This is a genomic window from Thauera sp. AutoDN2 (assembly GCF_051280715.1).
Classification (GTDB): domain Bacteria; phylum Pseudomonadota; class Gammaproteobacteria; order Burkholderiales; family Rhodocyclaceae; genus Thauera.
Window position 1 is genome coordinate 13,549 of record NZ_JBNCAR010000023.1, and the last position, 26,624, is coordinate 40,172.

21 protein-coding genes are annotated in these 26,624 nt (G+C 67.3%); 18 read left to right on the forward strand and 3 right to left on the reverse strand.

Annotated elements, in window-relative coordinates; translation table 11 throughout:
- Positions 1–1,614 carry a VWA domain-containing protein gene (locus tag ACPT9U_RS12540; RefSeq protein WP_435751175.1) on the forward strand — a complete coding sequence of 538 codons (1,614 nt, stop codon included), beginning with the start codon at positions 1–3 and terminating at the stop codon, positions 1,612–1,614.
- Positions 1,611–2,459, forward strand: coding sequence for a Rossmann-like domain-containing protein (locus ACPT9U_RS12545; RefSeq protein ID WP_435751176.1), 849 nt, complete (start codon positions 1,611–1,613; stop codon positions 2,457–2,459). The genes ACPT9U_RS12540 and ACPT9U_RS12545 overlap by 4 nt, the downstream gene beginning before the upstream one ends.
- Here ACPT9U_RS12545 and ACPT9U_RS12550 read toward each other — a convergent pair.
- The gene (locus ACPT9U_RS12550; protein ID WP_435751177.1) at positions 2,417–3,412 is read right to left on the reverse strand and encodes a LysR family transcriptional regulator; all 996 of its coding nucleotides are present in this window, start codon (positions 3,410–3,412) and stop codon (positions 2,417–2,419) included. The two genes, ACPT9U_RS12545 and ACPT9U_RS12550, sit on opposite strands and share 43 nt — an antisense overlap.
- A 122-nt stretch (positions 3,413–3,534) precedes the next feature.
- Here ACPT9U_RS12550 and ACPT9U_RS12555 point away from each other — a divergent pair, with 122 nt between their 5' ends.
- The 7 genes from ACPT9U_RS12555 (at position 3,535) to ACPT9U_RS12585 (ending at position 15,210) form a co-directional block, all read left to right on the forward strand.
- A complete protein-coding gene (locus ACPT9U_RS12555) occupies positions 3,535–4,821 on the forward strand; it encodes a D-amino acid dehydrogenase (RefSeq protein ID WP_435751178.1) in 1,287 nt (428 codons plus the stop codon).
- Between the two features lie 138 nt (positions 4,822–4,959).
- Complete coding sequence (locus ACPT9U_RS12560) at positions 4,960–6,756, forward strand: EAL domain-containing protein (protein ID WP_435751179.1); 1,797 nt, start codon at positions 4,960–4,962, stop codon at positions 6,754–6,756.
- Positions 6,757–6,896: 140 nt separating this feature from the next.
- The gene (locus tag ACPT9U_RS12565) at positions 6,897–7,790 is read left to right on the forward strand and encodes a DMT family transporter (RefSeq protein WP_435751180.1); all 894 of its coding nucleotides are present in this window, start codon (positions 6,897–6,899) and stop codon (positions 7,788–7,790) included.
- Between the two features lie 59 nt (positions 7,791–7,849).
- A complete protein-coding gene (locus ACPT9U_RS12570) occupies positions 7,850–9,622 on the forward strand; it encodes an N-acetylglutaminylglutamine amidotransferase (protein WP_435751181.1) in 1,773 nt (590 codons plus the stop codon).
- A 12-nt stretch (positions 9,623–9,634) separates the two neighbouring features.
- Positions 9,635–11,389 carry an N-acetylglutaminylglutamine synthetase gene (gene ngg / locus ACPT9U_RS12575; RefSeq protein ID WP_418363126.1) on the forward strand — a complete coding sequence of 585 codons (1,755 nt, stop codon included), beginning with the start codon at positions 9,635–9,637 and terminating at the stop codon, positions 11,387–11,389.
- Between the two features lie 131 nt (positions 11,390–11,520).
- Entirely contained in the window at positions 11,521–12,753 is a 1,233-nt protein-coding gene (locus ACPT9U_RS12580; protein WP_435751182.1) for an osmoprotectant NAGGN system M42 family peptidase, read from the forward strand.
- 273 nt (positions 12,754–13,026) lie between these two features.
- On the forward strand, positions 13,027–15,210 hold the full coding sequence (locus tag ACPT9U_RS12585; protein WP_435751183.1) for a malate synthase G: 2,184 nt from the start codon (positions 13,027–13,029) through the stop codon (positions 15,208–15,210).
- 119 nt (positions 15,211–15,329) lie between these two features.
- Here ACPT9U_RS12585 and ACPT9U_RS12590 read toward each other — a convergent pair whose 3' ends face one another.
- Positions 15,330–16,139, reverse strand: a complete 810-nt coding sequence (locus ACPT9U_RS12590; protein ID WP_418363123.1) for an outer membrane protein assembly factor BamD — start codon at positions 16,137–16,139, stop codon at positions 15,330–15,332.
- Positions 16,140–16,152: 13 nt separating this feature from the next.
- Here ACPT9U_RS12590 and rluD point away from each other — a divergent pair, with 13 nt between their 5' ends.
- Complete coding sequence (rluD, locus tag ACPT9U_RS12595; protein ID WP_435751184.1) at positions 16,153–17,112, forward strand: 23S rRNA pseudouridine(1911/1915/1917) synthase RluD; 960 nt, start codon at positions 16,153–16,155, stop codon at positions 17,110–17,112.
- Entirely contained in the window at positions 17,109–17,897 is a 789-nt protein-coding gene (pgeF, locus tag ACPT9U_RS12600; protein ID WP_435751185.1) for a peptidoglycan editing factor PgeF, read from the forward strand. Before rluD ends, pgeF begins: the two co-directional genes overlap by 4 nt.
- Positions 17,898–17,972: 75 nt before the next feature.
- On the opposite strand, the gene ACPT9U_RS12605 is transcribed toward pgeF, so the two are convergent.
- Positions 17,973–18,200, reverse strand: coding sequence for a hypothetical protein (locus ACPT9U_RS12605; protein ID WP_435751186.1), 228 nt, complete (start codon positions 18,198–18,200; stop codon positions 17,973–17,975).
- Positions 18,201–18,300: 100 nt separating this feature from the next.
- Between ACPT9U_RS12605 and ACPT9U_RS12610 the strand changes: the two genes are divergently transcribed.
- From ACPT9U_RS12610 to ACPT9U_RS12640, 7 genes are all read left to right on the forward strand, one after another.
- Positions 18,301–20,046 carry a PHA/PHB synthase family protein gene (locus ACPT9U_RS12610; RefSeq protein WP_435751187.1) on the forward strand — a complete coding sequence of 582 codons (1,746 nt, stop codon included), beginning with the start codon at positions 18,301–18,303 and terminating at the stop codon, positions 20,044–20,046.
- Between the two features lie 102 nt (positions 20,047–20,148).
- A complete protein-coding gene (locus tag ACPT9U_RS12615) occupies positions 20,149–20,889 on the forward strand; it encodes a beta-ketoacyl-ACP reductase (protein ID WP_418363118.1) in 741 nt (246 codons plus the stop codon).
- A gap of 242 nt (positions 20,890–21,131) precedes the next feature.
- Positions 21,132–21,872, forward strand: coding sequence for a beta-ketoacyl-ACP reductase (locus ACPT9U_RS12620; protein ID WP_418363117.1), 741 nt, complete (start codon positions 21,132–21,134; stop codon positions 21,870–21,872).
- A gap of 131 nt (positions 21,873–22,003) precedes the next feature.
- Positions 22,004–22,591 carry a polyhydroxyalkanoate synthesis repressor PhaR gene (gene phaR / locus ACPT9U_RS12625; protein ID WP_418363116.1) on the forward strand — a complete coding sequence of 196 codons (588 nt, stop codon included), beginning with the start codon at positions 22,004–22,006 and terminating at the stop codon, positions 22,589–22,591.
- Between the two features lie 70 nt (positions 22,592–22,661).
- On the forward strand, positions 22,662–23,993 hold the full coding sequence (gene rimO / locus ACPT9U_RS12630; protein WP_435751188.1) for a 30S ribosomal protein S12 methylthiotransferase RimO: 1,332 nt from the start codon (positions 22,662–22,664) through the stop codon (positions 23,991–23,993).
- Positions 23,994–24,030: 37 nt separating this feature from the next.
- On the forward strand, positions 24,031–25,128 hold the full coding sequence (locus ACPT9U_RS12635) for a patatin-like phospholipase family protein (protein ID WP_435751189.1): 1,098 nt from the start codon (positions 24,031–24,033) through the stop codon (positions 25,126–25,128).
- On the forward strand, positions 25,125–26,609 hold the full coding sequence (locus tag ACPT9U_RS12640; protein ID WP_435751190.1) for an FAD-binding oxidoreductase: 1,485 nt from the start codon (positions 25,125–25,127) through the stop codon (positions 26,607–26,609). The genes ACPT9U_RS12635 and ACPT9U_RS12640 overlap by 4 nt, the downstream gene beginning before the upstream one ends.
- The last annotated feature ends 15 nt before the right edge of the window (positions 26,610–26,624 follow it).

Genomic DNA, 26,624 nt, shown 5'->3' on the forward strand with positions numbered 1-26,624 from the left:
ATGGCCGACCACCACCGCGCCGATCAGCCGCCCCAAAGTGTGCGGCCGGTGCTGTTCGAATCCCTCGAGGCGCCGCTGGAGGCGCTCGACCGTTTGCCAAGGGGGCTTTGGCTGGGTGGACTGACGCATGCAGCCGGGGGGCTCGATGACCGTCTGCAGGCACTCGAGATCTGGCGGACGGCGCTGCTCCAGGGCGTGCTTCCGGCGCCCGTGCCTGAGTGGCCCGCTTTTCCGCTTGCGCAGGCCGTGTGTGCCTGCTTCGAGCAACTGCGCCTGGCCACCTACTGCCGCGGCGATGAAGCGCTCACCGATACCGTACTGCAGGGGCTGCTCTTTCATCTCGACCTGATCGTGGACTACCGCGACCGTGGTGCAAGCGAGGCGGAGGCGCGCGCGATGGCGGTGGCGGCCTTCTCTGCGGACTGGGCCGAGCGCTGCGGCGAGGTGGATGCGCTGATCGGCGCGTTCGGTGAGCTGGGGGACCTGCTCAAGAACACCCGCTGGGATGCGCTGCGCGGTCTGCTGCGCAGCCGCGAATGGCCAGAAGTGGTGCGTATCCGTGCGCTCATCGAGCGCCTGCCCGAGCTTGTGCGCATCCTCCGTGGTCTGGGGCGGGCGCTGCCGACCGACGCACCCGGCGACGCCCATCACGCACTGGAGGAGGCGCTCGAGCCGGCGCAGGCGCTGCGCGCCACCTCGCACAGCGTGCGTGTGCCGGAGATGCCGGGGGCCACGCGCGGTGTGCGGCGCTCCGGGCGCATCGCCCGCATGCTGCCTGCCGAGGCGATGCTGCTCGGCCACCCGCAACTGCGTCTGGTGTGGCACGCGCGTCGCGCCGAGCGCACGCTGCTGGTCTACGAGGACGACGATACCTTGCCGGCGCTGCGTCAGGGGCCGACGCCGGCGCAGCGTCCGAGTCCGCGCCCGGCTCCGGCAACGCGGCTGGAGATGGGGCCGATGCTGATCTGCGTCGACACCTCCGGATCCATGCAGGGCGGCGCGGAGTCCGTGGCCAAGGCCGTCGTGCTGGAAGCAGTGCGTAGCGCGCATGCTCAGGGGCGCGCCTGCCACATCTTCGCCTTTGGCGGGCCGGACGAGGTCGTGGAGCTGGCCGTGGGGATCGATTATGAGGGCGTGCGCCGGCTCGCGGCCTTCCTTGCCCAAGGCTTCGGCGGCGGGACCGACATCTGCGGCCCGCTCGAGCGAGCCATCGCTCGTATGGAGGACACAAGCTGGCGCCAGGCCGACCTGCTCATCGCCTCCGATGGCGAGTTCGGCGCCACGCCGATGCTGGCCGAGCGTCTGCACGCCGTGCGCCGCGAACACGGGCTGCGCGTGCAGGGCATCCTGATCGGCGACCGCGAAACCATCGGTCTGCTCGAGCTTGCCGATGACATCCATTGGGTGCGTGACTGGCGTCGTTACGGCCGCTCCGAGGCGACCGTGCGAGGCGAAGGCGCCAAGGCGGGCAGCTCGCCGGTACATTCGCAACAGCTGACCGCGCGCTACTTCCCCGGTGCGCTGCGCAGCCCCGAGAACCGCGCGCGCACCGTGAGCCCCCAGGCCGCAGCTGCCGCAGTGCGTGCCGGCCTTCACCGAGGAGATCCCTCATGAGTTTTGCCGCCGACCTCGTTGCCCAGCTCGAACACGCGACCGCCGGCCAGCCGGTGCCGCGGGTGCGTGCCCTGCATCTGCCACCGGCCGAGGCTGCGGCCTCGAAGAGCGGCGAGTTCTGCGCGCTCGAGCTGGACGATGGTGCGCTGGGGCTCTCGTACGTGCTGCTCGATCACACCTTGCAGCGGCTGATCCAGTCGGGTGGCGGGGAGGGGCTCGTCGGCATGGAGGCGCTGGAACTGGCGCGGGCGTTTGCGGCGCCGTCGGGCCGCGCGCACACGGCGTCGCAGGATCCTGCGCAGGAGCTGCGCCGCACGCTGGGCTTTGCCGCGTGCAACGCGCTGTCGCGTACGGTCATGGACCGCATGGGCTTCGCCCCGCCGCGTGCCACCGACTCCATCGGCGGCATCGCCCCGCAGGCGGGGGATCACGTCGGTATGGTTGGCCTGTTTTCGCCGCTGCTCAAACAGGTGACTGCAGCGGGTGCGCGCCTCACGGTGGTCGAGCTCAACCCGGACTATGCCGGCCAATACGACGGCTACCACGTCACCCTGGATGCGGCCGAACTCCAGGGTTGCAACAAGGTGCTCTCGACCAGCACCATCCTGCTCAACCACACCGTCGACGACATGCTTGCCCAGTGTCGGGGCGCCGAGCGCATCGTCCTCATCGGTCCCAGCGCAGGCTGCGTCCCCGACCCGCTCTTCGCGCGCGGGGTCACCCTGATGGGCGGCAGCTGGATCACCGATCGGGCAGGATTCATCGACGCCCTGCGCCGTGGCGACCCCTGGAGCGCCTTCGCCTACAAGTTCGCCCTCACCGCCTCCGACTGGCCCGGCCGCTGAGGCATGCAGGGCATGTGGGGGAGGGGGAGGGCGAGGCGCTCCGGGAGGCTGCGATCGGCCAGCGCACGCGCGAGCTGCCCGGCGGCGGTGCCCAGGCAAGCCTCGAGTCGACGGCTGAGCACGGAGGCGGGTGCGTTGCCGTGACGCAGGAGATGGACATCGAACGGCATTGCCGGCGAGAGTCGCAGTACGGCGACGCGCTCGGGGGCGAGGCTGGCAGCCGTCAGGCTGTCGATGAAAGCGTAGCCCAGGCCGTGCTCCACCAGCGTTGCGGCGAGCGCGTAGGTCTGGACCTGGAAGGCGCGTTGCGGTACCCAGCCGACCTGATCCAAGCGCATGGCCAGGCGCTCGCCCAGCGGAGTGTGCTCGGCCAGTGCGATGAAAGGGCGCCCCGCCAGCCATGTCCGGTGCCCCGGGCGCACGGCGTCGACCAGCCAGGTGCGCGGCGTGGCCAGCACCATCTCACCCTGCGCAAAGGCCGTGCGTGCCAGTGCGACGTGTGCGGGGGCCTCGATCGCGATGCCGACCTCGATCTCGTAGGCAAGCAGATGGGCCTGGATTTCGTGCGTGTGGCTCGCCCACAGATCGCACTCGACCGCGGGGTGTGCTGCGCGCATGGCTGCGAGCGCAGCGGGGAGCACGCTTCCTGCCAGTGACGGGGTGGCTGCGACCCGCAGCAATCCGGATGCGCCGTGGCGCAGATTGGCCGACAAGGCGTCGACACGCTCGATCTCGCTCCAGGCGCGCTGAACCTGTGAGAACAGCGCCTGCGCCTCCGGGGTCGGCACGAGACGGCCGCGTCTGCGCTCGAAGAGCTCGAACCCCAGGCCGACCTCGGCATGCTGCAGCACGCGTGAGACGACCGGCTGCGAGACGTGCAGCATGCGCGCGGCCCCACTGACGGACCCCGCGATCATCACTGCCCGAAATACCTCGATCTGGCGCAGTCTCATCGCAACCATGTCTCCAGTGCATATCTGAAGCCATGATCCGAATATCGACCCTTGTCTGCAAGACCTACAGTGGGTGCGAGTGGGCCGTACTTTCTCCGGCCCTGCATCGGAGCAGCGGATTCATGCACATCGTGGTCATCGGGGGAGGCATCGTAGGCCTGAGCACGGCCTGGTATCTGCATCAGGACGGTCATCGCGTCACGCTGGTGGACCGCGCGGATGGGGTCGGCATGGGGGCCAGCCATGCCAACGGGGGGCAACTTAGCTATCGCTATGTCGCGCCGCTGGCCGACCCCGAGGTGCTCGCGAAGATCCCGGGCTGGATGCTGCGGCGCGATGCGCCGGTGCGCTTCCGTCCGCGCTTCGACCCGCAGCAGTGGGGCTGGTTGATGCGCTTCCTGGAGAGCTGCAATCGTTACGACAAGGTGCGCTCGATTGCTAGCCTGCTGCCGCTGGCGTTGCACAGCAGGGCGTTGATGCATGCGTGGGTGGACAGGCAGGGGTTCGACTTCGACTTCGTCCCCAACGGCAAACTGGTCGTGCATCGCGATGCGGGCAGCTTCGCATCGGCAAAGCGCGCGCTCGCGTCCACACCGGCGCTCGGTGCGGTGCAGCAAGCGCTGGACGCCGATGCCTGCTTCGCAATCGAGCCCGCCATCGAGCGGCTGCGCGGACGCATCCACGGGGGCATCCATACGCCTACCGAGGATGCGGGGGACTGCCTGAAACTGTGTCGTGCGTTGAGCGAGCACATGGCCCGGACTGCGAACCCGGTGCAGTTCGAACTCGGTCGTACCGTGCTCGGCTTTCAGCGTGCAGGCGGGCGCATCGCCGGGGTGCTGACCGATGGCGGGAGCATCGATTGCGATGCCTGCGTGCTCGCTGCCGGGACGGCCGCTGCGGCTTTGGTGCGCCCACTTGGCGTCCGCCTGCCGATCTACCCGGTGAAGGGCTACAGCATCACTGTTCCGGTGGGCGCTGGCGTGCGCGTGCCCGCGATCAGCGTGACCGACTTTCAGCGCAAGATCGTCTACGCCCGGCTCGGCAAGCATTTGCGCGTGGCGGGCATGGCCGACATCGTCGGTCATGATGATCGTGTTGCGCGCGACCGCATTGCGACCCTTTTGGCCGAGACGCAGGCCTGCTTCGGCGATGGGTTCGACCCCCACGCGGTCACGTCCTGGTCAGGTTTGCGCCCCGCCACCCCGACGGGTCGTCCGATCATCGACTGTGCCGGTGCCGATAACCTGTGGCTCAACGTCGGCCATGGCGCGCTGGGTTTCACCCTCGCGGCCGGTAGCGCGCAGGTGCTCGCCGACCTGATCGCCGGTCGTGCTCCCGCTTGCCCGGTCGAGGACTTCCGTCTCGATCGCGCACGTCCCCGCGGCGGCGTGCTCCCGCGCAGATAAGCAACGCGTCGATCGCCAGAGCGTCTGCGTGCAGGGCGCTCGCTATTTTTGGCGATGGCAAGCGCGGGTGAGGCCGGTCATCAGTGCTTAACGAGGCTCGGTCACACTCCCGCAGATTTTTTGTTGACCGGGTGTCACATGTCCTTCAGTCAGGAATGCGAGGCAGGGCTGCGTCACGTGCTCGAGCGGCGCCAGTTGGCGTTCGTTTTTCAGCCCATCGTCGATCTCTCGCGCTCGACCCTCTTCGGCTACGAGGCCCTGATGCGCGGCCCCGCGGGTACGCCGCTCGAGAAGCCGGACGACCTGCTCCGTATCGCAAAGCAGTGCGGGTTGGCGAGCACGCTCGAGGTCGATGCCGCCAAGGGCGCCATCGAGGCGTTCGCCGCGCTTCAGTTGCAGGGAAAGCTCTTCATCAATCTCAGCGCACCGCTGATCACCGACTTCGGGCGCGAGGGCGGCGGGGGCCTCATCCGGTGCGCGGTGGATGCGGGCCTTGCACCCTCGCGCCTGATCCTGGAACTCACCGAGCATGAGCGTGTGGAGGACGTCGACTGCCTGCAGGCCGCGTTCGCTGCCCTTGCCGGGCAGGGCGTGGGGCTGGCGCTCGATGATTTCGGTGATGGTCGCTCCAGCCTGCGCTTGTGGGCGCAGCTCAAGCCGCAAATGGTCAAGCTGGACAAGTTCTTCGTTCGCCAGATCCATCGTGACAGCCGCAACGTCGAGGTGGTGCGTGCCATACTCAGGCTGTGCGCTGCCTTTGGTACGCCCCTGGTAGCCGAAGGGGTCGAGGGCGTGGAAGAACTCGCCGTGCTGCGCGACCTCGGATGCCACTTCGGCCAGGGCTACCTGTTCGGTCGGCCCGCGGCACATCCGGAGACCGCAGTGGCGGCGGCAGCGTGCGAGGTGCTCAACTCCTCCAAGATTTCGGTGCTGCCGAATTCGGCGCCCCGCCCCGACCTGGCGGAGACCATCGGGCGCTTGAGGATCGAGGCGCCCACAATCGAGGTGGCGGCGTCCAACGGTGAACTGATGCAGCTCTTCACGGGGCATCCGCGCCTGCATGCCGTGGCCGTGGTCGATCGGAACTACCCCATCGGCCTGGTGAACCGGCGTGACTTCGTGGACAAGTTCGCCCAACCCTATTCGCGCGAGCTCTATGGGCGCCGCTCGTGCACGCTGTTCATGAACCCCACGCCCTTGCGGGTCGAGGCCGGCGCGACGATCGATTCGCTCGCGGCCGTACTCACCGGAGACGATCAGCGCTATCTGCACGAGGGGTTCATCATCACGGAGGGCGGCCGCTATGCGGGGCTGGCGACCGGCGAGAGCCTCGTGCGCGCGGTCACGGAGCGGCGCATCGAGGCTGCGCGCCATGCCAACCCGCTCACCTTCCTGCCGGGCAACATCCCCATCACCGAACACATCCGCCGCTTGCTCGATGCCGGGGTGGAGTACGCCGCAGCCTATTTCGACCTGAACAATTTCAAGCCCTACAACGACTTGTACGGCTACTGGCGGGGTGACGAGATGATCAAGCTCGCTGCCCAGCTGATCCTGGCGAATGCCGATCAGTCGCAGGACTTCGTCGGCCATGTCGGGGGCGATGATTTCGTCGTGCTGTTCCAGAGCGATGACTGGCGGCTGCGGTGCGAGCGCATCGTGCACGCTTTCAATCTGGCCGTGCGCGACCTCTTCGATGCCAGCGAGCTCGCCCGCAACGGCTTCGAGAGCGAGGACCGCCGCGGCTTCCGTGCATTCTTTCCGCTCACCACCATTGCGGTCGGCGTCGTCCGTGTCAGCGCAGGACTGTTCCACAGTCCGGAAGAGGTTGCTTCGGCCGCTGCAGCGGCGAAAAAGGATGCCAAGCTGTCGGGGAGTGGCATGAACGTGGCGCCTCATGAACATGCGCCGATGCTGATGGCCGTGGCGGGCTGATGACGTGAGGCTGCGTCCGAGAGATTCAATGCGCTTGCGGTGGCCTGGTTGACGCACTGCGGCCACGAGGGCACTGGAGAGCGCCTGAGCGCGCGACGTGTGGATGCAAGGGTCGGGGCAAACCTGTCAAACTCCGGCCGATGAGAAGACTGCATCTGAATCCGTATCTGCTGCTGACATTGGCTTCGCTGTTCTGGGCCGGGAACATGGTGATGGGGCGCGGCCTGCGTGCCGATCTGCCGCCCGTGGGGCTGGCATTCTGGCGCTGGGTGGTGGCGTTCCTGTGCGTGCTGCCGCTGGCATTGCCACACCTGCGTGCGCAGTGGCCCCTGCTGCGTGCGGCTTGGAAGCAGGTGGTGTTCCTGGGTGTGTTCGGGGTGGGCCTGTACAACACGCTCGCCTACGCAGCGGTTCAGCACACCACGGCGACAAGCGCCTCGCTGCTCAACTCCTTCATTCCGGTGGCGACGATTGCGCTCGCCTTCGTGTTCCTCGGCAAGCGCCTGAGCCGCGCCGAAGCGCTGGGCGTTACGGTTTCGCTTGCGGGCGTGCTGTTGCTGATCGCACGCGGGCGCGTGGACACCCTGCTCGGGCTGGAGCTCAACGCAGGCGACATGTGGATGCTGGTCGCCGTGCTGTCGTGGAGCATCTACACCGTGGGCCTGCAGTGGCGTCCGCAAGCGGTGCATCCGATGCTGCAACTGGCCGCTTTCATCCTTGTGGGCCTGATCATGCTGGCGCCAGTGTACGTGTGGGAGATTGCTGCCGGTGCCTCGATCCATGTGCATACGGGATCAGTCCTGGGCATCCTCTATGCCGGCGTGATGGCGGCCTTTCTCGGTTTCCTTTGCTTCAACATGGGGGTGGCAGCGGTCGGGCCTTCGGTGGGCTCCCTGTTCATCCACCTGATGCCGGTCTTCGCTGGGATCCTGTCCACTCTGCTACTGGGCGAGCGCCCTGCCTGGTATCACTACGCCGGCATGGCGCTGGTACTGGGAGGGATCGTGCTCACCATGCGCCGCCCCTCGGTGTAAAAAATTTGTCCAAAACCAATTTGCTAGAATAGGAGCTCGCTAACCAGACAGGAAGTTCAATGTGCGGAATTGCAGGTGAGTTGAGATTCGACGGCAACACCCCCGATCTCGCGGCGCTGGCGCGGATGAACGCGCAGCAGCAGGCGCGCGGGCCGGACAGCGGCGGCGTGTTCGCGCAGGGTGCGCAGGCCTGGGGCCATCGCCGGCTGAAGATCATGGACCTGTCCGAGTCGGCGCAGCAGCCGATGTTCGACCCCGCGCTCGGCCTGGGTATCGTGTTCAACGGCGCCATCTACAACCACCCCGAACTTCGCCGTGAGCTCGAGGCCAAGGGCTATGCCTTCTATTCGCACGGTGACACCGAGGTGCTGCTCAAGGCCTACCATGCCTGGGGCGAGGGTTTCGTCACGCGGCTCAACGGCATGTTCGCCTTCGCGATCTGGGAGCGCGACAGCGGCCGTGTGCTGCTCGGCCGCGACCGCCTGGGCATCAAGCCGCTGTATTACGCGCCGATCGCGGGCGGGCTGCGCTTTGCCTCCGCCTTGCCGGCGCTGCTCGCGGCGGGCGGGGTGGACACCTCGATCGACCCGGCGGCGCTCAACCATTACCTCTCCTTCCACGCCGTGGTGCCGGCGCCGCATACGCTGCTGGCCGGCGTGCGCAAGCTCGCTCCGGGCGCGCTGATGCGCATCGAGCCCGACGGCCGGCGCAGCGAGCGCAGCTTCTGGGCGCTGGACTATGCCCGCGACGCCGCCGATGAGTCACGCAGCTTCGAAGACTGGACCGAGATCCTGCTCGACGGCCTGCGCGCCGCGGTCAGGCGCCGCCTGGTGGCGGACGTGCCGGTCGGCGCGCTGCTCTCGGGCGGGGTCGATTCCAGCCTCATCGTCGGCCTGATGGCCGAGGCGGGCGTGAAGGAGCTGCGCACCTACAACGTCGGCTTCGCCGATGTCGGCGGCGAGAAGGGCAACGAGTTCGAGTACGCCGACATCGTCGCGCGCGAGTTCGGCACGGTGCACGAGCGCATCTTCGTGCCCGAGCAGGAACTGCTCACCCGCCTGCCCGAGGCGGTGGCGGCGATGAACGAGCCGATGGTGAGCCACGACTGCATCGGCTTCTACCTGCTCTCCGAGGCGGTGTCGCGCCACAGCAAGGTGGTGCAGAGCGGGCAGGGCGCGGACGAGGTCTTCGGTGGCTACCACTGGTACCCGAAGCTCGCCGGCAGCGCCGACCCGGTGGCGGACTACCTTGCCGCCTTCCGTGACCGCGACTACGACGAATACCTCGCCACGGTGAACCCGCGGTGGCACGGCGTGGATGCGAGCGCGGCCTTCGTCGCGGCGAGCTTCAACGCCCCGGGCGCGGACGACCCGGTGGAGAAGGCGCTGCGCCTGGACACCACGGTGATGCTGGTCGACGACCCCGTGAAGCGCGTGGATAACATGACCATGGCCTTCGGCCTGGAGGCGCGCGTACCCTTCCTCGATCACGAGCTGGTCGAGCTCGCCGCGCGCATCCCGGCGCGCCACAAGCTCGCGCACGGCGGCAAGGGCGTGCTGAAGGAGGCCGCGCGCAAGCTGATCCCCGACGCGGTCATCGACCGCCCCAAGGGCTACTTCCCGGTGCCGGCGCTCAAGTACCTGCAGGGGCCGGTGCTCGAGCGCGTGCGCGACGCGCTGTCCAGCCAGTCGGCGCGCGAGCGCGGGCTGTTCCGCAAGGACTACGTCGACACGCTGCTCGCCGACCCGTCCGCCCACATCACGCCGCTGCGCGGCTCCAAGCTCTGGCAGCTGGGGCTGCTGGAGTGGTGGCTGCAGACGCATGTGGCCTGAGGATCGCGCGCCATGATCCGCAAGCACATCGCCCGCGCACTGCGGGCCGAGCAGCGCAGCGCGCACCTCGCGGTGCACCGTCCCGCCGGGCAGCCTGAGCGGGAGGGGGCGCGTACCGATGTCGTCATCGAGTGCGGCTGGGGGCGCTTGCTGCCAGCACAGACCTGGCGTGAAGCTGCCGGTCTGGCCGAGGCGCTGCTGGCCGAGCGTCCGGGCCAGCGCGACATCGCCTTCTACGTCGAGAAGCCGCACGTGGTCGTGGCGCATGCTCCGCAGCAGCTCTTCCTCGATCCATCCGAGGCCTTTCGCCTCAACCTCGCCACGTACCGCATTCCCTCGCAGCGCGCGGGGCGCAGCGGTTTCACGCTGCGCCGGCTGCGCACGCGCGCCGATGTGGCGGCGATCAACGTGCTTTACCGTGCGCGCCGCATGGTGCCGGTCGATGCCCAGGCGGTATGGAAGGCGCGTGCCAGCCGGGCGATCACCTACGCGCTCGCCGAGGATCGCGCCAGCGGCGAGGTGATCGGCGTGGCGATGGGCCTGGACCACGTCGAGGCCTTTGCCGACCCGCAGCACGGCGCCAGCCTGTGGGCGCTGGCGGTGGCGCCGCAGGCTGCGCACCCGGGCGTGGGTGAGGCACTGGTGCGCTATCTGGCCGAGCACTACCAGGCACGCGGGCGCGAATGGATGGATGTCTCCGTGCTGCACGACAACGAGCAGGCGATCGCGCTCTACGACAAGCTAGGCTTTCACCGCATCCCCGCGTTCGCGGTCAAGCGCCGCAACGCGATCAACGAGCCGCTGTTCACCGGCAGCGGCGAGGCGCTGCAGGACCTCAACCCCTACGCGCGGCTGCTGGTCGACGAGGCTATCCGGCGCGGCATCCATGCCGAAGTGATCGATGCCGAGAATGGCTATTTCCGCCTCACCCTGGGCGGACGCAGCATCGTGTGCCGCGAATCGCTCTCGGAGCTGACCACTGCGGTGGCGATGAGCCGATGCCAGGACAAGCGTGTCACGCTGAAGCTGCTGGCCGGCGCGGGCTTGTCCGTGCCACGCCAGGTGAGCGCCGAGGATGAAGCCGGCTGGCAGGCGCTGCTCGCGACCTGTCGGGCGGTGGTCGTCAAGCCGGTCGAGGGCGAGCAGGGCAAGGGGATCAGTGTGGATCTGCGCTCGGGCGAGGAGGTGCGTGAAGCCATCGCGCGTGCGCGGCAGTTCTGCGATCGCGTGATCGTCGAGCAGTTCTGCGAGGGCGAGGATCTGCGTATCGTCGTCATCGACCAGCAGGTGGTGGCGGCTGCGGTGCGACGACCGCCGGTCGTGGTGGGCGACGGGCGCAGCACGGTGCGCGAGCTTGTCGAGCGCCAGAGCCGGCGGCGGGCCGCGGCGACGGGAGGCGAGTCGCGCATTCCGCTGGATGCGGAAACCCTCCGCTGCGTGGCCGCGCAGGGCCATGCGCTCGACAGCGTGCTGCCGCCCGATTGCCGGCTGCAGGTGCGCAAAGCCGCCAACCTGCACACGGGCGGCACCATCCACGACGTGACGGCGGTGCTGCACCCGGCGCTGCGCGAGGCGGCAGAGGCGGCGGCGCGCACGCTCGACATCCCGGTGACGGGGCTGGACTTTCTGGTGCCGGCGGTCGATGGGGCGGACTACGTGATCATCGAGGCCAATGAGCGCCCCGGATTGGCCAACCATGAGCCTCAGCCCACCGCGGAGCGCTTCATCGACCTGCTGTTTCCGCGCACGCGCGCCGTCGCGGGCTGAATGCGCGATATTCGCAACCAGGGGCGGTACTGCGCGCGGGACCGCGTTCGCGCACTGCGCCGTCCGGCTGGCCTCACGCCTGCATTCGGCGGCAAGGGTGTTCCGCCCCATACCGAAAGGAGAACGAGACCATGAACATCCCCCGCCTCCGGGAGTCGCTTCCCCCGATCGACTATGCCTATCTGGAAGAGACGATGCTGCAGTTGCTCGCCATCCCCAGCCCGGTGGGGCTGACCGATGCCGTGGTGCGCTACACCGCAGGCCGGTTCGAGGCGCTCGGCATCCCCTACGAGATCACCCGTCGTGGCGCGATCCGCGCCACGCTCAAGGGGCAGGCCGCGCAGCCGGCGCGCGCAGTGGTGGCCCACCTCGACACCCTGGGGGCGATGGTCAAGTCGCTCAAGCCCAACGGACGGCTCGAGATCGTGCCCATTGGACACTGGTCGGCGCGTTTCGCCGAGGGCGGGCGGCTCACCATCTTCACCGATCACGGCCAGGTGCGTGGCACCTGTCTGCCCCTGAAGACCTCGGGCCACGCCTTCGGCGGCGAGATCGACACCCAGCCGGTGGGCTGGGAGTACGTCGAGGTGCGGGTGGATCTGCCGGTGGAGGACCGTGCCGCGCTGTCCGCGGCGGGGATCGAGGTGGGGGACTGGATCGCCTTTGACCCCCAGCCCGAGATCCAGCCCGACGGTTACATCAACTCGCGCTACCTTGACGACAAGGCTGCGGTGGCGGCGCTGCTTACCGCCTGCAAGGCCGTACGCGATCACGGGCTGGTGCTGCCGGTGGACGTGCATCCGCTATTGACCATCACCGAGGAGATCGGCTCGGGTGCGTCGGCTGCGCTGCACGGCGAGATCGCCGAGATGGTGAGCCTGGACATCTCGATCGCAGCCCCCGGGCAGAACACCTCCGAGCACGCGGCGACGGTCTGCATGCAGGACATGTCGGGGCCTTTCGACTACCACCTCACGCACAAGCTGATCGCGCTTGCGAAGGAGCACGGCATCCCGCATCGGCGCGACATCTTCCGCTACTACCGCTCGGATTCCGCGGCTGCGGTGGAGGCCGGCAATGACATCCGTACCGCGCTGATCGGCTTCGGTGCCGACGCCTCGCACGCGCAGGAGCGCTCCCATCGTGATGCGCTCGAAGCACTCACGCGGCTGGTGGTTGCCTACGTAGCGAGCGAGCCGGTGGCCCGGCGCGACTGCCGCTCCATGGGCTCGCTCGACGGCTTTACCGAGCAGATCTGCCCTTGCGACATGTCGGTGCCCAGTACGCAACTGCCAGAGCCCGAGTCCTTCCTCTCAGCGCTCGAGAAGGTGGAACCCTCGCCGGGCTCGCCAGATCGCGGCTGAGTGTGTGGGTCTCGTTGGCCGGGGGCGCATCTGACGTGATGTCCGTACGCACGACTGCGCCGGGAGGCTGGGTTCGCGCAGGGCTCGGCACCGCCTTCAGCACGCGCCTTGGTAGCGCGATGTTGCAGTGCAAACGGGGGCTTATCTGTTGTATCTTATAGAGGACTTTTGTCCCCCGGCATTGACGTGCCCGCTCCCCAGGTCACATGCTCTGCCGGTGATGCGCTGCCGCCGAGGTGGCGCTTGTCGATACCTAGCCAGAGAGCCAGAAACATGACCGAACGAGTGAAGTGCCAGCGCCTCGAAGTGGCGGCCAACCTGAAGCGTTTCATTGAAGAAGAAGCCCTGCCGGGCAGCGGCGTGGAGGTCGCCGCGTTCTGGTCGGGTTTCGATGCGCTGGTACATGATCTCGCGCCGAAGAACGCAGCGCTGCTCGCGGAGCGCGACCGCATCCAGTCCGAGGTTGACGCCTGGCACCGCGCCAACCCTGGTCCGATCCAGGACATGGCCGCCTACAAGGCCTTCCTGCAATCCATCGGCTATCTGCTGCCGGTGCCTGCCGGCGCCAAGGTGAGTACCGCGAACGTGGACGACGAACTCGCCGTCCAGGCGGGGCCGCAACTGGTGGTGCCGGTGATGAACGCCCGTTACGCCCTCAACGCCGCCAATGCGCGCTGGGGTTCGCTCTACGACGCGCTCTACGGCACCGACGCCATTCCGCAGCAGGGTGGCGCCGAGCTGACCAAGGGCTACAACCCGGTGCGCGGCGAGAAGGTCATCGCCTTCGGTCGCAAGGTGCTCGACCAGGCAGCACCGCTCGCGGGCGCCTCGCATGCGGATGCGACCGCGTACGCGGTTTCCGGCGGTAAGCTGGTGGTCACGCTCAAGGGTGGTGCCACCGCCGGCCTGCAGCAGCCCGGGCAGTTCGTCGGCTTCCAGGGGGACGCCGCAGAACCCCGTGCGGTGCTGCTGAAGAACAATGGCCTGCATATCGAGGTGCAGATCGACCGGAATGGCGCGATCGGCAAGAGCGACGCCGCGGGTGTGAACGATCTGCTGATGGAAGCCGCGCTGTCGACCATCATGGATTGCGAGGACTCGGTCGCTGCGGTGGACGCAGACGACAAGGTGGTGGTGTACCGCAACTGGCTCGGCCTGATGACCGGCTCGCTGGAAGACACCTTCGAAAAGGCTGGCAAGCCGACGACGCGCCGACTCAACGCGGACCGTGAATACACCGGTGCCGACGGCCAGGCGGTCAGGCTGCATGGGCGCGCGCTGCTCTTCGTGCGCAACGTCGGCCATCTGATGACCAACCCCGCCATCCTGTGGGGCGAGGGCAAGGAAATCCCCGAAGGCATCCTGGATGCGGTGGTGACGACGCTGATCTCGAAGCGTGATCTCGAGCGCAAGGGCAATTCCCGCAAGGGCAGCATCTACATCGTCAAGCCCAAGATGCACGGCCCGGCGGAGGTCGGTTTCGCCGACGAACTGTTTACCCGTGTGGAGCAACTGCTAGGGCTGCCGGCCAACACCGTCAAGCTCGGCATCATGGACGAGGAGCGCCGCACCAGCGTGAACCTGCGCGCCTGCATCGCCGCCGCACCGGCGCGCGTGGCCTTCATCAACACCGGTTTCCTCGACCGTACCGGCGACGAGATGCACACCTCGATGGAGGCGGGCCCGGTGATGCGCAAGGGCGACATCAAGAACAGCAAGTGGATCGCCGCCTATGAGCGCCGCAACGTGCTGATCGGTCTGGCCGCCGGCCTGCGCGGCCGCGCCCAGATCGGCAAGGGCATGTGGGCCATGCCCGACCTGATGGCTGCAATGCTCGAGCAGAAGATCGGCCATCCCAAGTCCGGCGCCAACACCGCCTGGGTGCCGTCGCCGACCGCCGCCACCCTGCACGCGCTGCATTACCATCAGGTGAATGTGTCGGCGGTGCAGCAGGAGATCGAGAAGCTCGATCTGGACAAGGAGGCCGAGGCCCTGCTCGACGATCTGCTCACCATCCCGGTGGTGGCGAAAGCCGAGTGGAGCGCCGAAGAGCGCCAGCAGGAGCTCGACAACAACTGCCAGGGCATCCTCGGCTACGTGGTGCGTTGGGTGGAGCAGGGCGTGGGGTGCTCCAAGGTCCCGGACATCAACGACATCGGCCTGATGGAAGACCGCGCCACCCTGCGCATCTCCAGCCAGCACATCGCCAACTGGCTGCGCCATGGCGTGGTGCCAGCCGAACAGGTCGAGGCGACGCTGCAGCGCATGGCCGCGGTGGTCGATGGCCAGAACGCGGGGGATCCGCTCTATCGTCCGATGGCGCCGAACTTCGACGCCTCGGTGGCCTACCAGGCCGCGCGTGCGCTGATCTTCGAGGGCTGCGCCCAGCCCAGCGGCTACACCGAGCCGCTGCTGCACCGCTACCGCCAGCAGTTCAAGGCGAAGATCGGCGCCTGACCGCTTCGCAGACCCGCATCAAAAAGGCCGTGCCCGCAAGCTTTCGCGGGCACGGCCTTTCTTCGTTTTGTGGAGCGCACGCACCCGCAGCGGATCGCTCGCGGGTGCGCTTCAGCGTCTTACCAGAGCTGCCACCAGGGGCGGTCGTCTTCCGGTCCGCCGCGGAAATACACGCTGTCGGGGAAGTTGGCGTGCATCACCCGGTCGGCGTCGTCGCGCAGCTGGGGCATGCCCATGACGTCGTAGCTCTTCACGAGCAGGAACAGCGCTTCCTCGATCGCAGGCGCGTCGGGGAAGTTGGCGACCGCCGTCTGTGCGCGGTTGACCGCCGCCACGTAGGCGCCGCGGTTATAGTAGTAACGCGCCACATGAACCTCATGCTTGGCGAGCGAGTTCACCAGATACTGCATGCGCGCCCGGGAATCGTCCGCATAGCGGCTCTCGGGGAAGCGCTCCACCAGTTCGCGGAAGCTGTCGAAAGCCTCGCGCGCACCCTTGGGGTCGCGCTCGGAGAGGTCCTGGCGCGAGAGATTTGCGAGCAGGCCGAGGTCTTCGTTGAAGTTGACGAGGCCCTTGAGGTAATAGGCGTAATCGACGTTCTGGTGGTTGGGGTGCAGCTTGATGAAGCGGTCTGCCGCGGCCAGCGCAAGCGCCTGCTCGCCCTGCTTGTAGTAGGCGTAGGCAGATTCAAGCTGGGCCTGCTGTGCGAAGCGCCCATAGGGATAGCGCGCCTCGAGCTTTTCGAACAGCTGGATCGCCCGGTCGTAGCCGCCCTCGGACATCGAGGTCTTGGCCTCGGAGTAGAGCTTCTGGGCGTTCCATCCTGCTGTCTCGTCGATCTGTTCGGGCAGCAATCCGCAGCCGCCAAGCAGCAGTGCGCCAATGAGGGCGGCTTTTGCCGTTAAACTTCCGGGGGTGAACCTGGCCATCGAAAGCACTCGCGTGAATGAACCCGAAGATTATATCCCAGCCGACGACGCGGACTCGTGCGATGCAGTGACGATTCCTGCAGCGCTCGGCGGCCTGCGCCTCGATCTGGCGCTGGCCAGGCTCTTTCCCCAGCACTCGCGGAGCCGCCTGCAGGGCTGGCTCAAGGATGGCTTCATCCGCGTCGATGGCGCCAGGCCCGATGCGCGGCGAAAGGTTTGCGGTGGCGAGTCCGTAGAAGTCGATGCGCCGCCCCCACCCGAGATCGCGGCCGAGCTGCCGGAGGACATCCCGCTCGGTATCGTGTTCGAGGACGAGCATCTGCTCGTCGTCGACAAGCCCGCCGGACTGGTCGTGCATCCGGGCAGTGGCAACTGGAGCGGAACGCTGCTCAATGCGCTGCTTCACCATGACCCTGCGCTGGCCGCCGTGCCGCGCGCCGGCATCGTGCACCGGCTGGACAAGGACACCACCGGTCTGATGGTCGTTGCGAAGACGCTCGCGGCGCAGACGGAGCTGGTGCGCCAGCTGCAGGCGCGCACGGTCAGGCGCCATTACCGGGCGCTGGTGCTGGGCGACGTACGCGCTGGCGGCACGGTCGATGCGCCCATCGGCCGGCATCCGACGCAGCGCACGCGCATGGCGGTGGTCGGCAACGGGCGGCCGGCGCTCACCCACTACCTGGTTACGGCACGATACGCACGCACGACCTTGGTGGAATGCAGGCTCGAAACCGGGCGCACGCATCAGATTCGTGTGCACATGGCGCACCTCGGCCATCCGCTGGTGGGCGACCCCGCGTACGGGGCTCGCCGCTGCGGCGATCCGCGCCTGGATGACTTCGGCCGTCAGGCCTTGCACGCGTTTCGGCTCGGGCTCGTGCATCCGCACAGTGGCGAGGCGATGCTGTGGGAGGTGCCGATGGCGGCCGACCTTGCGGCGCTGCTCGCCGCCCTGGAGCCGGAAAGGCGATGACCGTGCCCCAGGCGACGATCCTGCCTGGGCTCGTCGAGGTCTCGCCCGGGCTGATGCGGCCGGACTGGGTGCTGCCCGCCGGGGTGCAGGCATGTGTGACCACGCGGGCGGGCGGCGTCAGCCGTGCGCCGTATGCTTCGTTCAATCTCGGGGACCATGTTGGCGACGATCCGGCCGCAGTGCGCGCCAATCGGGCGCGCCTGCAGGCCGCACTGCGCGTTGCGCCGCTGTGGTTGTCGCAGGTCCATGGGGTTGTCGTGGCCGACGCTGACCGCGCGCAGGGATGCCCGGAGGCCGACGCCGTTCTGGCGCGCACCGGTCGCCGTGCGTGCGCGGTGATGACCGCCGACTGCCTGCCGGTGCTGTTCTGTGCGGACGATGCCTCGGTGGTTGCAGCAGCCCATGCGGGCTGGCGCGGGCTTGCTGCGGGCGTGCTCGAGCGCACCGTGATGGCGATGAACGTTCCGCCTGCGCGGGTACAAGCCTGGCTGGGGCCGGCGATCGGGCCGCAGGCCTTCGAAGTTGGCGACGAGGTGCGGGCGGTGTTTGTCGCGGATGACCCTGGGGCCGCATCGGCCTTTGCGCCTGGCCTGGCAGCGGGCAAATGGACGGCCGATCTGTTCGCGCTCGCACGCCGCAGGCTCGCGCGAGCAGGCATTCGCGGTGTCGCAGGGGGCGGCCTATGCACGGTGTCCCGCACCGATGACTTCTTCTCCTATCGCCGCGACGGGCGCACCGGGCGCTTTGCGTCGCTGATCTGGCTGGAAGACGACCGGGCGCGCTGAACCGGCCGGATTGCGCGGGTGACTGGGATGTGCCGGCCAGGCATCCTCACTGCATGAGGCGTTCGACGGCTGGCGCTATTGATCGGCGCCCGTTTCGGCTCTATCGTTGCGGTCAAGGGCTTCCTGCTCGGCCTCGCGCACCAGCCGGCGCCGGCGACGCGCGGGCGTGCCGAACAGCCACAGAAACAAGGCCAGCGGTGCGAGGCCCCAGAACACGAAGGTGAGGACGGCTGCGACAATCGTGTCCTCTGCTGCAGCGACGAGGATAACGACGTAAAGCCAGGCGATGGGAACGAGGTACATGAGCGGATTCTAGCGCGTGCCATCGCGTGAGGGTCCGCAATCGGGTTCGGCGCGTGCGTCCGTTGCGCACGGCAGCAAAACAGGGTCAGGAGATACGTGGATGACGGATTCAACGGGCAAGCAGACACCCCCGGGCATGCAGGCGATGTACGCTGCGGGTCAGGCGATGGCGCAGGGCTTCTTCGAGGCGCTCGCACGCCAGCATGCAGCGATGCAGGATTCCTCCGGTCTCGCGGCGCAGAAGCTGCCGCTGCCCGAGGCCGAGGCGCTCGGGGCGATGCAGAAGGCGTTTGCGGAGAAGCACGCCGCGTTGTGGTCCGCGATGCTCGCGCGCAAGGGCGGCGAGGCGGGTGAGCCGGTTGTGCAGGTCGAGCCCGGCGACAAGCGCTTCAATGCCCCGGAATGGTCCGAGAGCCCGGTGTTCGACTACGTTCGCCAAGCCTACCTGCTCAATGCGGGATACCTGCGGCAGATGGCCGAGGCCATGCCGATCGCCGACGGCCGCGCCAAGGCGCGCATCCAGTTCCTGACGCGGCAGTACATCGACGCGCTGGCACCGAGCAACTTCGCCGCCACCAACCCCGAGTTCATCAAGACCGCGGTCGAGACCAAGGGCGAGAGCATCTCCCGGGGCATCCAGAATCTGCTGGGCGACCTCGAGAAGGGGCGCATCTCGATGACTGACGATTCAGCCTTCGAGATCGGCCGCAACCTCGCTTTGTCGCCGGGCTCGGTGGTGTTCGAGAACGAGTTGATGCAACTCATCCAGTACGCGCCGCTCACCGAAAAGGTGGCGCAGGTGCCCCTGCTGATCGTGCCGCCCTGCATCAACAAGTTCTACATCATGGACCTGCAGCCCGAGAACTCGCTCGTGCGCTTTGCCGTCGAGCAGGGCAACACGGTGTTCCTGGTGTCGTGGCGCAACCCGCGTCCGGACAGCGGTGGGCACTTCACCTGGGACGACTATCTCGAGCAGGGGCCGTTGGCCGCGCTCGAGGTCGTGCGCTCGATCACCCGCAACAAGAAGCCCAACGTGCTCGGCTTTTGCGTGGGTGGCACCATCCTGACTTCGGCGCTGGCGGTCGCGCGTGCGCGTGGTGAGGATCCGGTTTCCAGCCTGACCTTGATGACCACGCTGCTCGACTTCGCCGACCCGGGCGAACTCGGCTGCCTGGTCGACGAGGCCGGGGTGGCTGCGCGCGAAGCCGCAATCGGCAAGGGCGGCGTGCTCAAGGGGCAGGAACTGGCCAACGTGTTCTCCTTCCTGCGCGCCAACGACCTGGTGTGGCAGTACGTGGTGGGCAACTACCTGAAGGGCAACAAGCCGGCCGCCTTCGACCTGCTGTACTGGAACTCCGATTCGACCAACCTGCCGGGGCCCTTCCTCACCTGGTATCTGCGCAACATGTATCTCGAGAACAACCTGCGCGTGCCGGGCAAGCTCAGGATGCTCGGGCAGAAGATCGATCTCGGCAAAGTGAACATGCCGGCCTATCTGCTGGCGGCGCGCGAGGACCACATCGTGCCGTGGAAGAGTGCATACCTGGCGCGCAACCTGCTGGGGGGCGATACGACCTTCGTGCTGGGCGCGAGCGGCCATATCGCCGGCGCGATCAACCCCGCTTCGAAGAACCGGCGCAGCTACTGGGTCTCGGGAGCGCATCCGGCCGATCCCGACGAGTGGTTCGAAGGCGCCGAGGAACACAAGGGCAGCTGGTGGCTGCATTGGGCCGAGTGGCTGCGCGCGTACGGCGGCAAGCAGGTGGCGGCGCGCGGTCGCCTCGGTAGCACGAAATACGAACCGATCGAACCGGCTCCCGGCCGCTACGTCAAGGAGCGTGCCTGAGGGCCATTACCGGTTCGGCGACGGCAGCGGATCGGACGGTCGCTGCCGGAGCATCGATTCCCGTCCAGCAGAAGAGAACCCGTTCAGGGAGAGGAGAAGACTATGGCAAGAGTTGCACTGGTAACCGGTGGCATGGGTGGTCTCGGTGAAGCGATCTGCATCAAGCTTGCTGCGCTTGGCTATAAGGTCGTCACTACGCACTCTCCGGGCAACAGCAAGGCCCAGGAGTGGCTGCAGGCCATGAACAACATGGGATATGGCTTCAAGGCGTACCCGTGCGACGTGTCGGACTTCGATTCCTGCAAGGCCTGCGTGGAGCAGGTGAGCAAGGAAGTCGGGCCGGTCGACGTTCTGGTCAACAACGCGGGGATCACCCGTGACATGACGTTCAAGAAGATGACCAAGGCCGATTGGGATGCGGTCATCGAGACCAACCTCGATTCGGTGTTCAACATGACCAAGCAGGTCATGGACGGGATGCTCGAGCGCAAGTGGGGCCGCGTGATCAACGTGTCCTCGGTGAACGGTCAGAAGGGCGCCTTCGGGCAGACCAACTATTCCGCTGCCAAGGCCGGCATGCACGGCTTCACCAAGGCGCTGGCGCTGGAGGTGGCGCGCAACGGCGTGACCGTCAACACGATCTCGCCGGGTTACATCGGCACCAAGATGGTGATGGCGATCCCGCAGGAGATCCTCGATTCCAAGATCCTGCCGCAGATCCCGGTGTCCCGTCTGGGCAAGCCGGAAGAGATCGCCGGCCTGGTTGCCTACCTGGCGTCGGACGAGGCCGCTTTCGTGACCGGAGCCAACATCTCGATCAACGGCGGTCAGCACATGTTCTGATTCCTCTCCGGCCGAAAGGCTGCGAGGACCGCGACGGGCGCACTCCGCGAGGGGTGCGCCCGTTTTCCTGTGCGTGCAGAACCATTCGCAGGGGTATTGCGTTGCAGCAAAGCCGCTCAACAGTCGATATAATGCCTCGGCGAGGCGGCTGATGCGCTGCCGCAACTCATGCCGGAATCCGGGCCGTGTCTTGTGTACCGGCGGGTTCTCGGTTTCGACAACTGCTCCACAAGGATTCCAAGATGTCCCAGAAAATCGCTCTCGTCACCGGCGCCATGGGCGGTCTCGGCACGGCGATCTGCCAGTCGCTCGCGAAGGACGGCTACAAGGTCGTTGCCAACTGCCTGCCCAACTTCGAGCCGAAAGGCGCCTGGCTGTCCGGCCAGCGCGAACTGGGTTTCGAGTTCGTCGCGGCAGAAGGTGACGTCTCCGATTATGAGTCGTGCAAGGCCATGGTCGAGAAGATCGAGGCAGAGGTCGGCCCGATCGACGTGCTGGTGAATAACGCCGGCATCACCCGCGACAAGTTCTTCCCGAAGATGGAGAAGGGACAGTGGGACGCGGTCATCAGCACCAACCTGAACAGCCTGTTCAACGTCACCCACCACATCTCCGCCAAGATGGCCGAGCGTGGCTGGGGCCGCATCATCAACATCTCCTCGGTCAACGGCGTCAAGGGCCAGGCCGGCCAGACCAACTACTCGGCCGCCAAGGCCGGCGTGCTCGGCTTCACCAAGGCGCTCGCCGCCGAGCTGGCCAACAAAGGGGTCACGGTCAACGCCGTCGCGCCGGGCTACATCGGCACCGAGATGGTCATGGCCATCCGTGAGGACATCCGCCAGGGCATCGTCGACACCGTGCCGATGAAGCGCCTCGGCCGTCCGGACGAGATCGGCGACCTGTGCGCCTACCTCGCTTCCGACAAGGCAGCCTACATCACCGGCGCCACCATCAACATCAACGGTGGCCTGCACATGTGCTGATGTACCCGCGCATGTGAACAATGCCGCGAAACCCCGTCCGCTGGCGGGGTTTCGCGGTTTTTCGCATTGTGTAGCACGATATAATCCGACGGTAAAGCAAGCGGATGCGGAGCCGCCGAGGAGACCCAGAAATGCCGGAACAGCAGCGCCTGATCAAGAAGTATCCCAACCGCCGCCTGTACGACACGCGGACGAGTTCCTACATCACCCTCAACGACGTGAAGGATCTCGTGCTGGGACACGAGCAGTTCCAGGTCGTCGATGCGAAGACCGGCGAGGACCTCACGCGCAGCATCCTGCTGCAGATCATCCTAGAGGAGGAGGCGGGTGGCGCGCCGATGTTCACCAGCGATCTGCTCGCGCACATGATCCGCTTCTACGGCAACGCGATGCAGGGCATGATGGGCAAGTATCTCGAGAACAACATCAAGGCCTTCACCGACATGCAGGGCAAGTTGCAGGATCAGGCCCGCGCGATCTACGGTGAGAACAGCCCGGTCGGCCAGGATCTGTGGGCGCAGTTTCTCAACTTCCAGGGGCCCGCGCTGCAGAGCATGATGGGCGCCTACGTGGATCAGTCCAAGAAGATGTTCGAGCAGATGCAGGGCCAGCTCGAAAGCCAGACCCGCAACATGTTCAGCGGTTTCCAGTTTCCAGGTTATCAGCCGTCCGAAGACGACGCCCAGGGCGCCGGACGCAAGGACCCGAACCAGAAATGAGCGCCTTGCCGGGGTGCCGCATTGCGGCGCCTTCCGGTGCAGGTGCCCCGACCCGACAGGCTTCCCACGCATGACCACCTTCAAGACCCCGGACCTGCCGCGCGTCGGCTTCGTTTCCCTCGGCTGCCCCAAGGCCACCGTCGACTCCGAGCACATCCTCACCCGCCTGCGCGCAGAGGGTTACAGCATTTCGGGCAGCTATGACGATGCCGACCTGGTGGTGGTCAACACCTGTGGCTTCATCGATGCCGCGGTCGAGGAGTCGCTCGACGCGATCGGCGAGGCGCTTGCCGAGAACGGCAAGGTCATCGTCACCGGCTGCCTCGGTGCCAAGGACGACGTGATCCTCGCCGCGCACCCGCAGGTGCTCGCGGTCACCGGCCCGCACGCCACCGAAGAGGTGATGCACGCGGTGCACAGGCATCTGCCCAAGCCGCACGACCCCTTCACCGACCTCGTGCCGCCACAGGGCATCCGCCTGACGCCGCAGCACTACGCCTATCTCAAGATCTCCGAGGGCTGCAACCACCGCTGTACCTTCTGCATCATCCCGTCGATGCGCGGCGACCTCGTCAGCCGTCCGATCCACGAGGTCATGCGCGAGGCCGAGGCGCTCGCCGATGCGGGCGTCAAGGAGTTGCTGGTGATTTCGCAGGACACCTCGGCCTACGGCGTGGACGTCAAGTACCGCACCGGCTTCTGGGGCGGGCGTCCGATCAAGACACGCCTGCTTGATCTTGCCAGGGCGCTCGGCGAGCTTGGCATCTGGATCCGCATGCACTACGTGTATCCGTACCCGAGCGTCGACGACCTGATACCGCTCATGGCCGAGGGCAAGATCCTGCCCTACCTCGACGTGCCCTTCCAGCACGCCAGCCCGCGCATCCTCAAGGCCATGAAGCGCCCGGCCAACGCCGAGAACGTGCTCGAGCGCGTGCGCAAGTGGCGCAGCATCTGCCCCGAGCTCACCATCCGCTCGACCTTCATCACCGGCTTCCCCGGCGAGACCGAGGAAGACTTCGAGATGCTGCTCAACTTCCTCGAGGAAGCCCAGCTCGACCGAGTAGGGGCCTTCGCATACTCGCCGGTCGAGGGTGCGGCGGCCAACGATCTGCCTGGTGCGGTGCCGGACGAGGTGCGCGAGGAGCGCCGTGCGCAGCTGATGGACTTCCAGGAAGACATCTCCACCCAGCGCCTCGAGGCCAAGATCGACCGCGAGATGACCGTGCTGGTGGACGAGGTCGATGAGGAAGGCGCACTGGCGCGCTCATCAGGCGATGCGCCCGAGATCGACGGCCTGGTCATCATCCCCGATGCCGAGGGCCTCGCCCCCGGCGACTTCGTGCGCGTGCGCATCACCGACTGCGACGTGCACGACCTCTACGCCGAACGGCTGGACTGAACCCGATGAGCCCGGCGCGCATGCGGAGCAACCTCCCATGACCGGCGCGGGTGCTCTGGGTGCGCTCCGCATGGGGGTGCCCGATGCAACGGGCGGGCCGGTGATCGGTCTCGCCCTCGGCAGCGGCGCGGCACGCGGCTGGGCGCACCTGGGGGTGCTGCAGGAGCTTGCGCGCGAAGGCATACAGCCGCAGATCATCACCGGTTGCTCGATTGGCGCCTTCGTTGGCGCGGCAGCGGCTTCGGGCGATCTTGACCGGCTCGTGCGCTGGGCCGAGGCGCTCAAATGGCAGGACGTGGTCTCGCTGCTCGACGTCTCCCTGCGTGGCGGCCTGATCAAGGGGCAGAAGCTGATCGACTTCTTCGAGCGCAACTTCGTCGATCGCGACTTCTCTGAACTGGACGCCCGCTTTGCCTGTGTCGCCACCGAGTTGTCCTCGGGCCGCGAGATCTGGCTGCACGATGGCAGTGTGGCCGCTGCGGTGCGGGCATCGATTGCACTGCCCGGGCTGATGACGCCGGTGCGCCATCAGGGGCGTCTGCTGATCGACGGCGGGTTGGTCAACCCGGTGCCGGTGTCGCTGTGCCGCGCCATGGGGGCAGACGTGGTGATTGCCGTCGATCTCGGCTCGGACATGGTCGGGCGCGCATTCCGCCGTGCTGCGGTGGAGCCTGCGCCAGAAGAAGAGACCGAAGCCGGCTGGACCGAGCGGCTGCTGGCGCGCTTTGGCATGACGGGCGATGAGCCGGCGACCGCGACGGGGGCCAGGCAGGGGCGCCAGGGGGATGTGGGCTGGAGCCAGCGCCTGTTTGCCAGCATGGGCCTGAGTGCCGATGGCGCTGCCGCGAGTGCGGCAGCCGACGCGGACAACCTGCCTTCGCTGGTCTCGGTGATCAGTTCGAGCATCAACATCATGCAGGTGCGCATTGCGCGCAGCCGCCTCGCGGGCGAGCCGGCGGACGTGCTGATCTCGCCCCGCGTCGGGCAACTCGGGCTGATGGACTATCACCGCGCAGACGAAGCCATCGCGGAAGGTGTTGCAGCGGTGGGGCGTGCGCGCCCCTTGCTGCGCGAACTACTGGGCACCGGTGAGGACGCCGACCCGGTCCCGCAGGCGGGGCAGGGAAGTCAATGAGGCCGGATCCGTCTGCGTTGCGCGCGCGGTTGCGCGCCATCGTTGGCCCGGCCAATGTGCTGGACTCGGCACAGGATATGGCGGCCCATCTGAGCGACTGGCGGGGGCGCTATCACGGCGAGGCACTGGCCGTGGTTCGTCCGGGTGACACGGCCGAGGTATCCGCGGTGGTCGCTGCCTGTGCGGCTGCAGGTGTGGCCATGGTGCCGCAGGGCGGCAACACCAGCCTGTGTGGCGGTGCGACTCCCCTGGGCGACGGCCGTGCGGTGGTGGTGAGTCTGACGCGCATGCAGCGCATCCGCGCGCTCGACGCAGAGAACGACACCCTGACGGTCGAAGCCGGATGCACGCTGGCCCAGGTGCAGGCAGCCGCAGTAGCGGCAGATCGGCTCTTTCCACTTGCACTCGCCTCCGAGGGCAGCTGTATGATCGGCGGCAATCTCTCGACCAATGCCGGAGGCGTCCAGGTCCTGCGTTACGGCAACACGCGCGATCTGGTACTCGGCCTGGAGGTTGTGCTTGCTGACGGGCGGGTCTGGGACGGACTGCGCGGGCTGCGCAAGGACAACACCGGCTACGATCTCAAGCAGCTCTTCATCGGCGCCGAAGGGACCCTGGGCATCATCACCGCAGCCGTGCTCAAGCTGTTTCCGGCCATTCGCTCACGCGCCACGGCCTGGGCTGCAGTACCCGACCCTCAGGCGGCAGTGCGCCTGCTGGGGCGGCTGCGGGCCGAATGCGGCGACCGTGTGAGCGCGTTCGAGATCGTTGGCCGTGCGGCGCTCGATCTCGTGTTGCGCCATATTCCCGGGGCTCGCGATCCGCTCGCGGATGCTGCGCCCTGGGCGGTGCTGGTGGAGCTCGGCGATCCTGGGCTCGGTGCGCCGCTGGCGGAGCAACTCGAAGAGGCGCTCGCCACGGCTGCTGACCTGGGCTTGGTGACCGACGCGGCGATCGCGGCCAGCGGGTCGCAGGCGCAGGCATTGTGGGCGCTGCGCGAGAACATCTCCGAGGCGCAGCGCATAGAGGGTGTCAGCATCAAGCACGACGTCTCGGTGCCGGTGAGCCGCATTCCCGAGTTCCTGGAGTGCGCAGGCGCTGCGCTGCGCCAGCGCTGGCCCGATGTGCGCATCGTGGCGTTCGGGCACATCGGCGATGGCAACCTGCACTACAACCTTTCTAAGCCCGAGGCCGGTGACAACGCCAGCTTCATCGCCAGCACCCCCGAGGTCAATCGCGTGGTGCACGATCTGGTGCATACACTTGGCGGCTCGATCTCGGCCGAACATGGCCTTGGCCAGCTCAAGCGCGAGGAAATTGCGCGCTACAAATCTCCACTGGAGCTTGAGCTCATGCGCAGCATCAAGCAGGCGCTCGACCCGCGTGCGCTGATGAATCCGGGCAAGGTCCTGCCGCCCGCTTGCGCGGACCCGGACGAGGGCTTGAAGGGGATTCCGGACAACACCATTACAGGGCCCTGACGCCCGGGAGCAAGC

Coding starts and splice junctions, on each gene's coding strand:
- ACPT9U_RS12540 (WP_435751175.1), top strand. CDS start 1: ATGGCCGACCACCACCGCGCCGATCAGCCGCCCCAAAGTGTGCGGCCG.
- ACPT9U_RS12545 (WP_435751176.1), top strand. CDS start 1,611: ATGAGTTTTGCCGCCGACCTCGTTGCCCAGCTCGAACACGCGACCGCC.
- ACPT9U_RS12550 (WP_435751177.1), bottom strand. CDS start 3,412: ATGAGACTGCGCCAGATCGAGGTATTTCGGGCAGTGATGATCGCGGGG.
- ACPT9U_RS12555 (WP_435751178.1), top strand. CDS start 3,535: ATGCACATCGTGGTCATCGGGGGAGGCATCGTAGGCCTGAGCACGGCC.
- ACPT9U_RS12560 (WP_435751179.1), top strand. CDS start 4,960: ATGTCCTTCAGTCAGGAATGCGAGGCAGGGCTGCGTCACGTGCTCGAG.
- ACPT9U_RS12565 (WP_435751180.1), top strand. CDS start 6,897: ATGAGAAGACTGCATCTGAATCCGTATCTGCTGCTGACATTGGCTTCG.
- ACPT9U_RS12570 (WP_435751181.1), top strand. CDS start 7,850: ATGTGCGGAATTGCAGGTGAGTTGAGATTCGACGGCAACACCCCCGAT.
- ngg (WP_418363126.1), top strand. CDS start 9,635: ATGATCCGCAAGCACATCGCCCGCGCACTGCGGGCCGAGCAGCGCAGC.
- ACPT9U_RS12580 (WP_435751182.1), top strand. CDS start 11,521: ATGAACATCCCCCGCCTCCGGGAGTCGCTTCCCCCGATCGACTATGCC.
- ACPT9U_RS12585 (WP_435751183.1), top strand. CDS start 13,027: ATGACCGAACGAGTGAAGTGCCAGCGCCTCGAAGTGGCGGCCAACCTG.
- ACPT9U_RS12590 (WP_418363123.1), bottom strand. CDS start 16,139: ATGGCCAGGTTCACCCCCGGAAGTTTAACGGCAAAAGCCGCCCTCATT.
- pgeF (WP_435751185.1), top strand. CDS start 17,109: ATGACCGTGCCCCAGGCGACGATCCTGCCTGGGCTCGTCGAGGTCTCG.
- ACPT9U_RS12605 (WP_435751186.1), bottom strand. CDS start 18,200: ATGTACCTCGTTCCCATCGCCTGGCTTTACGTCGTTATCCTCGTCGCT.
- ACPT9U_RS12610 (WP_435751187.1), top strand. CDS start 18,301: ATGACGGATTCAACGGGCAAGCAGACACCCCCGGGCATGCAGGCGATG.
- ACPT9U_RS12615 (WP_418363118.1), top strand. CDS start 20,149: ATGGCAAGAGTTGCACTGGTAACCGGTGGCATGGGTGGTCTCGGTGAA.
- ACPT9U_RS12620 (WP_418363117.1), top strand. CDS start 21,132: ATGTCCCAGAAAATCGCTCTCGTCACCGGCGCCATGGGCGGTCTCGGC.
- phaR (WP_418363116.1), top strand. CDS start 22,004: ATGCCGGAACAGCAGCGCCTGATCAAGAAGTATCCCAACCGCCGCCTG.
- rimO (WP_435751188.1), top strand. CDS start 22,662: ATGACCACCTTCAAGACCCCGGACCTGCCGCGCGTCGGCTTCGTTTCC.
- ACPT9U_RS12635 (WP_435751189.1), top strand. CDS start 24,031: ATGACCGGCGCGGGTGCTCTGGGTGCGCTCCGCATGGGGGTGCCCGAT.
- ACPT9U_RS12640 (WP_435751190.1), top strand. CDS start 25,125: ATGAGGCCGGATCCGTCTGCGTTGCGCGCGCGGTTGCGCGCCATCGTT.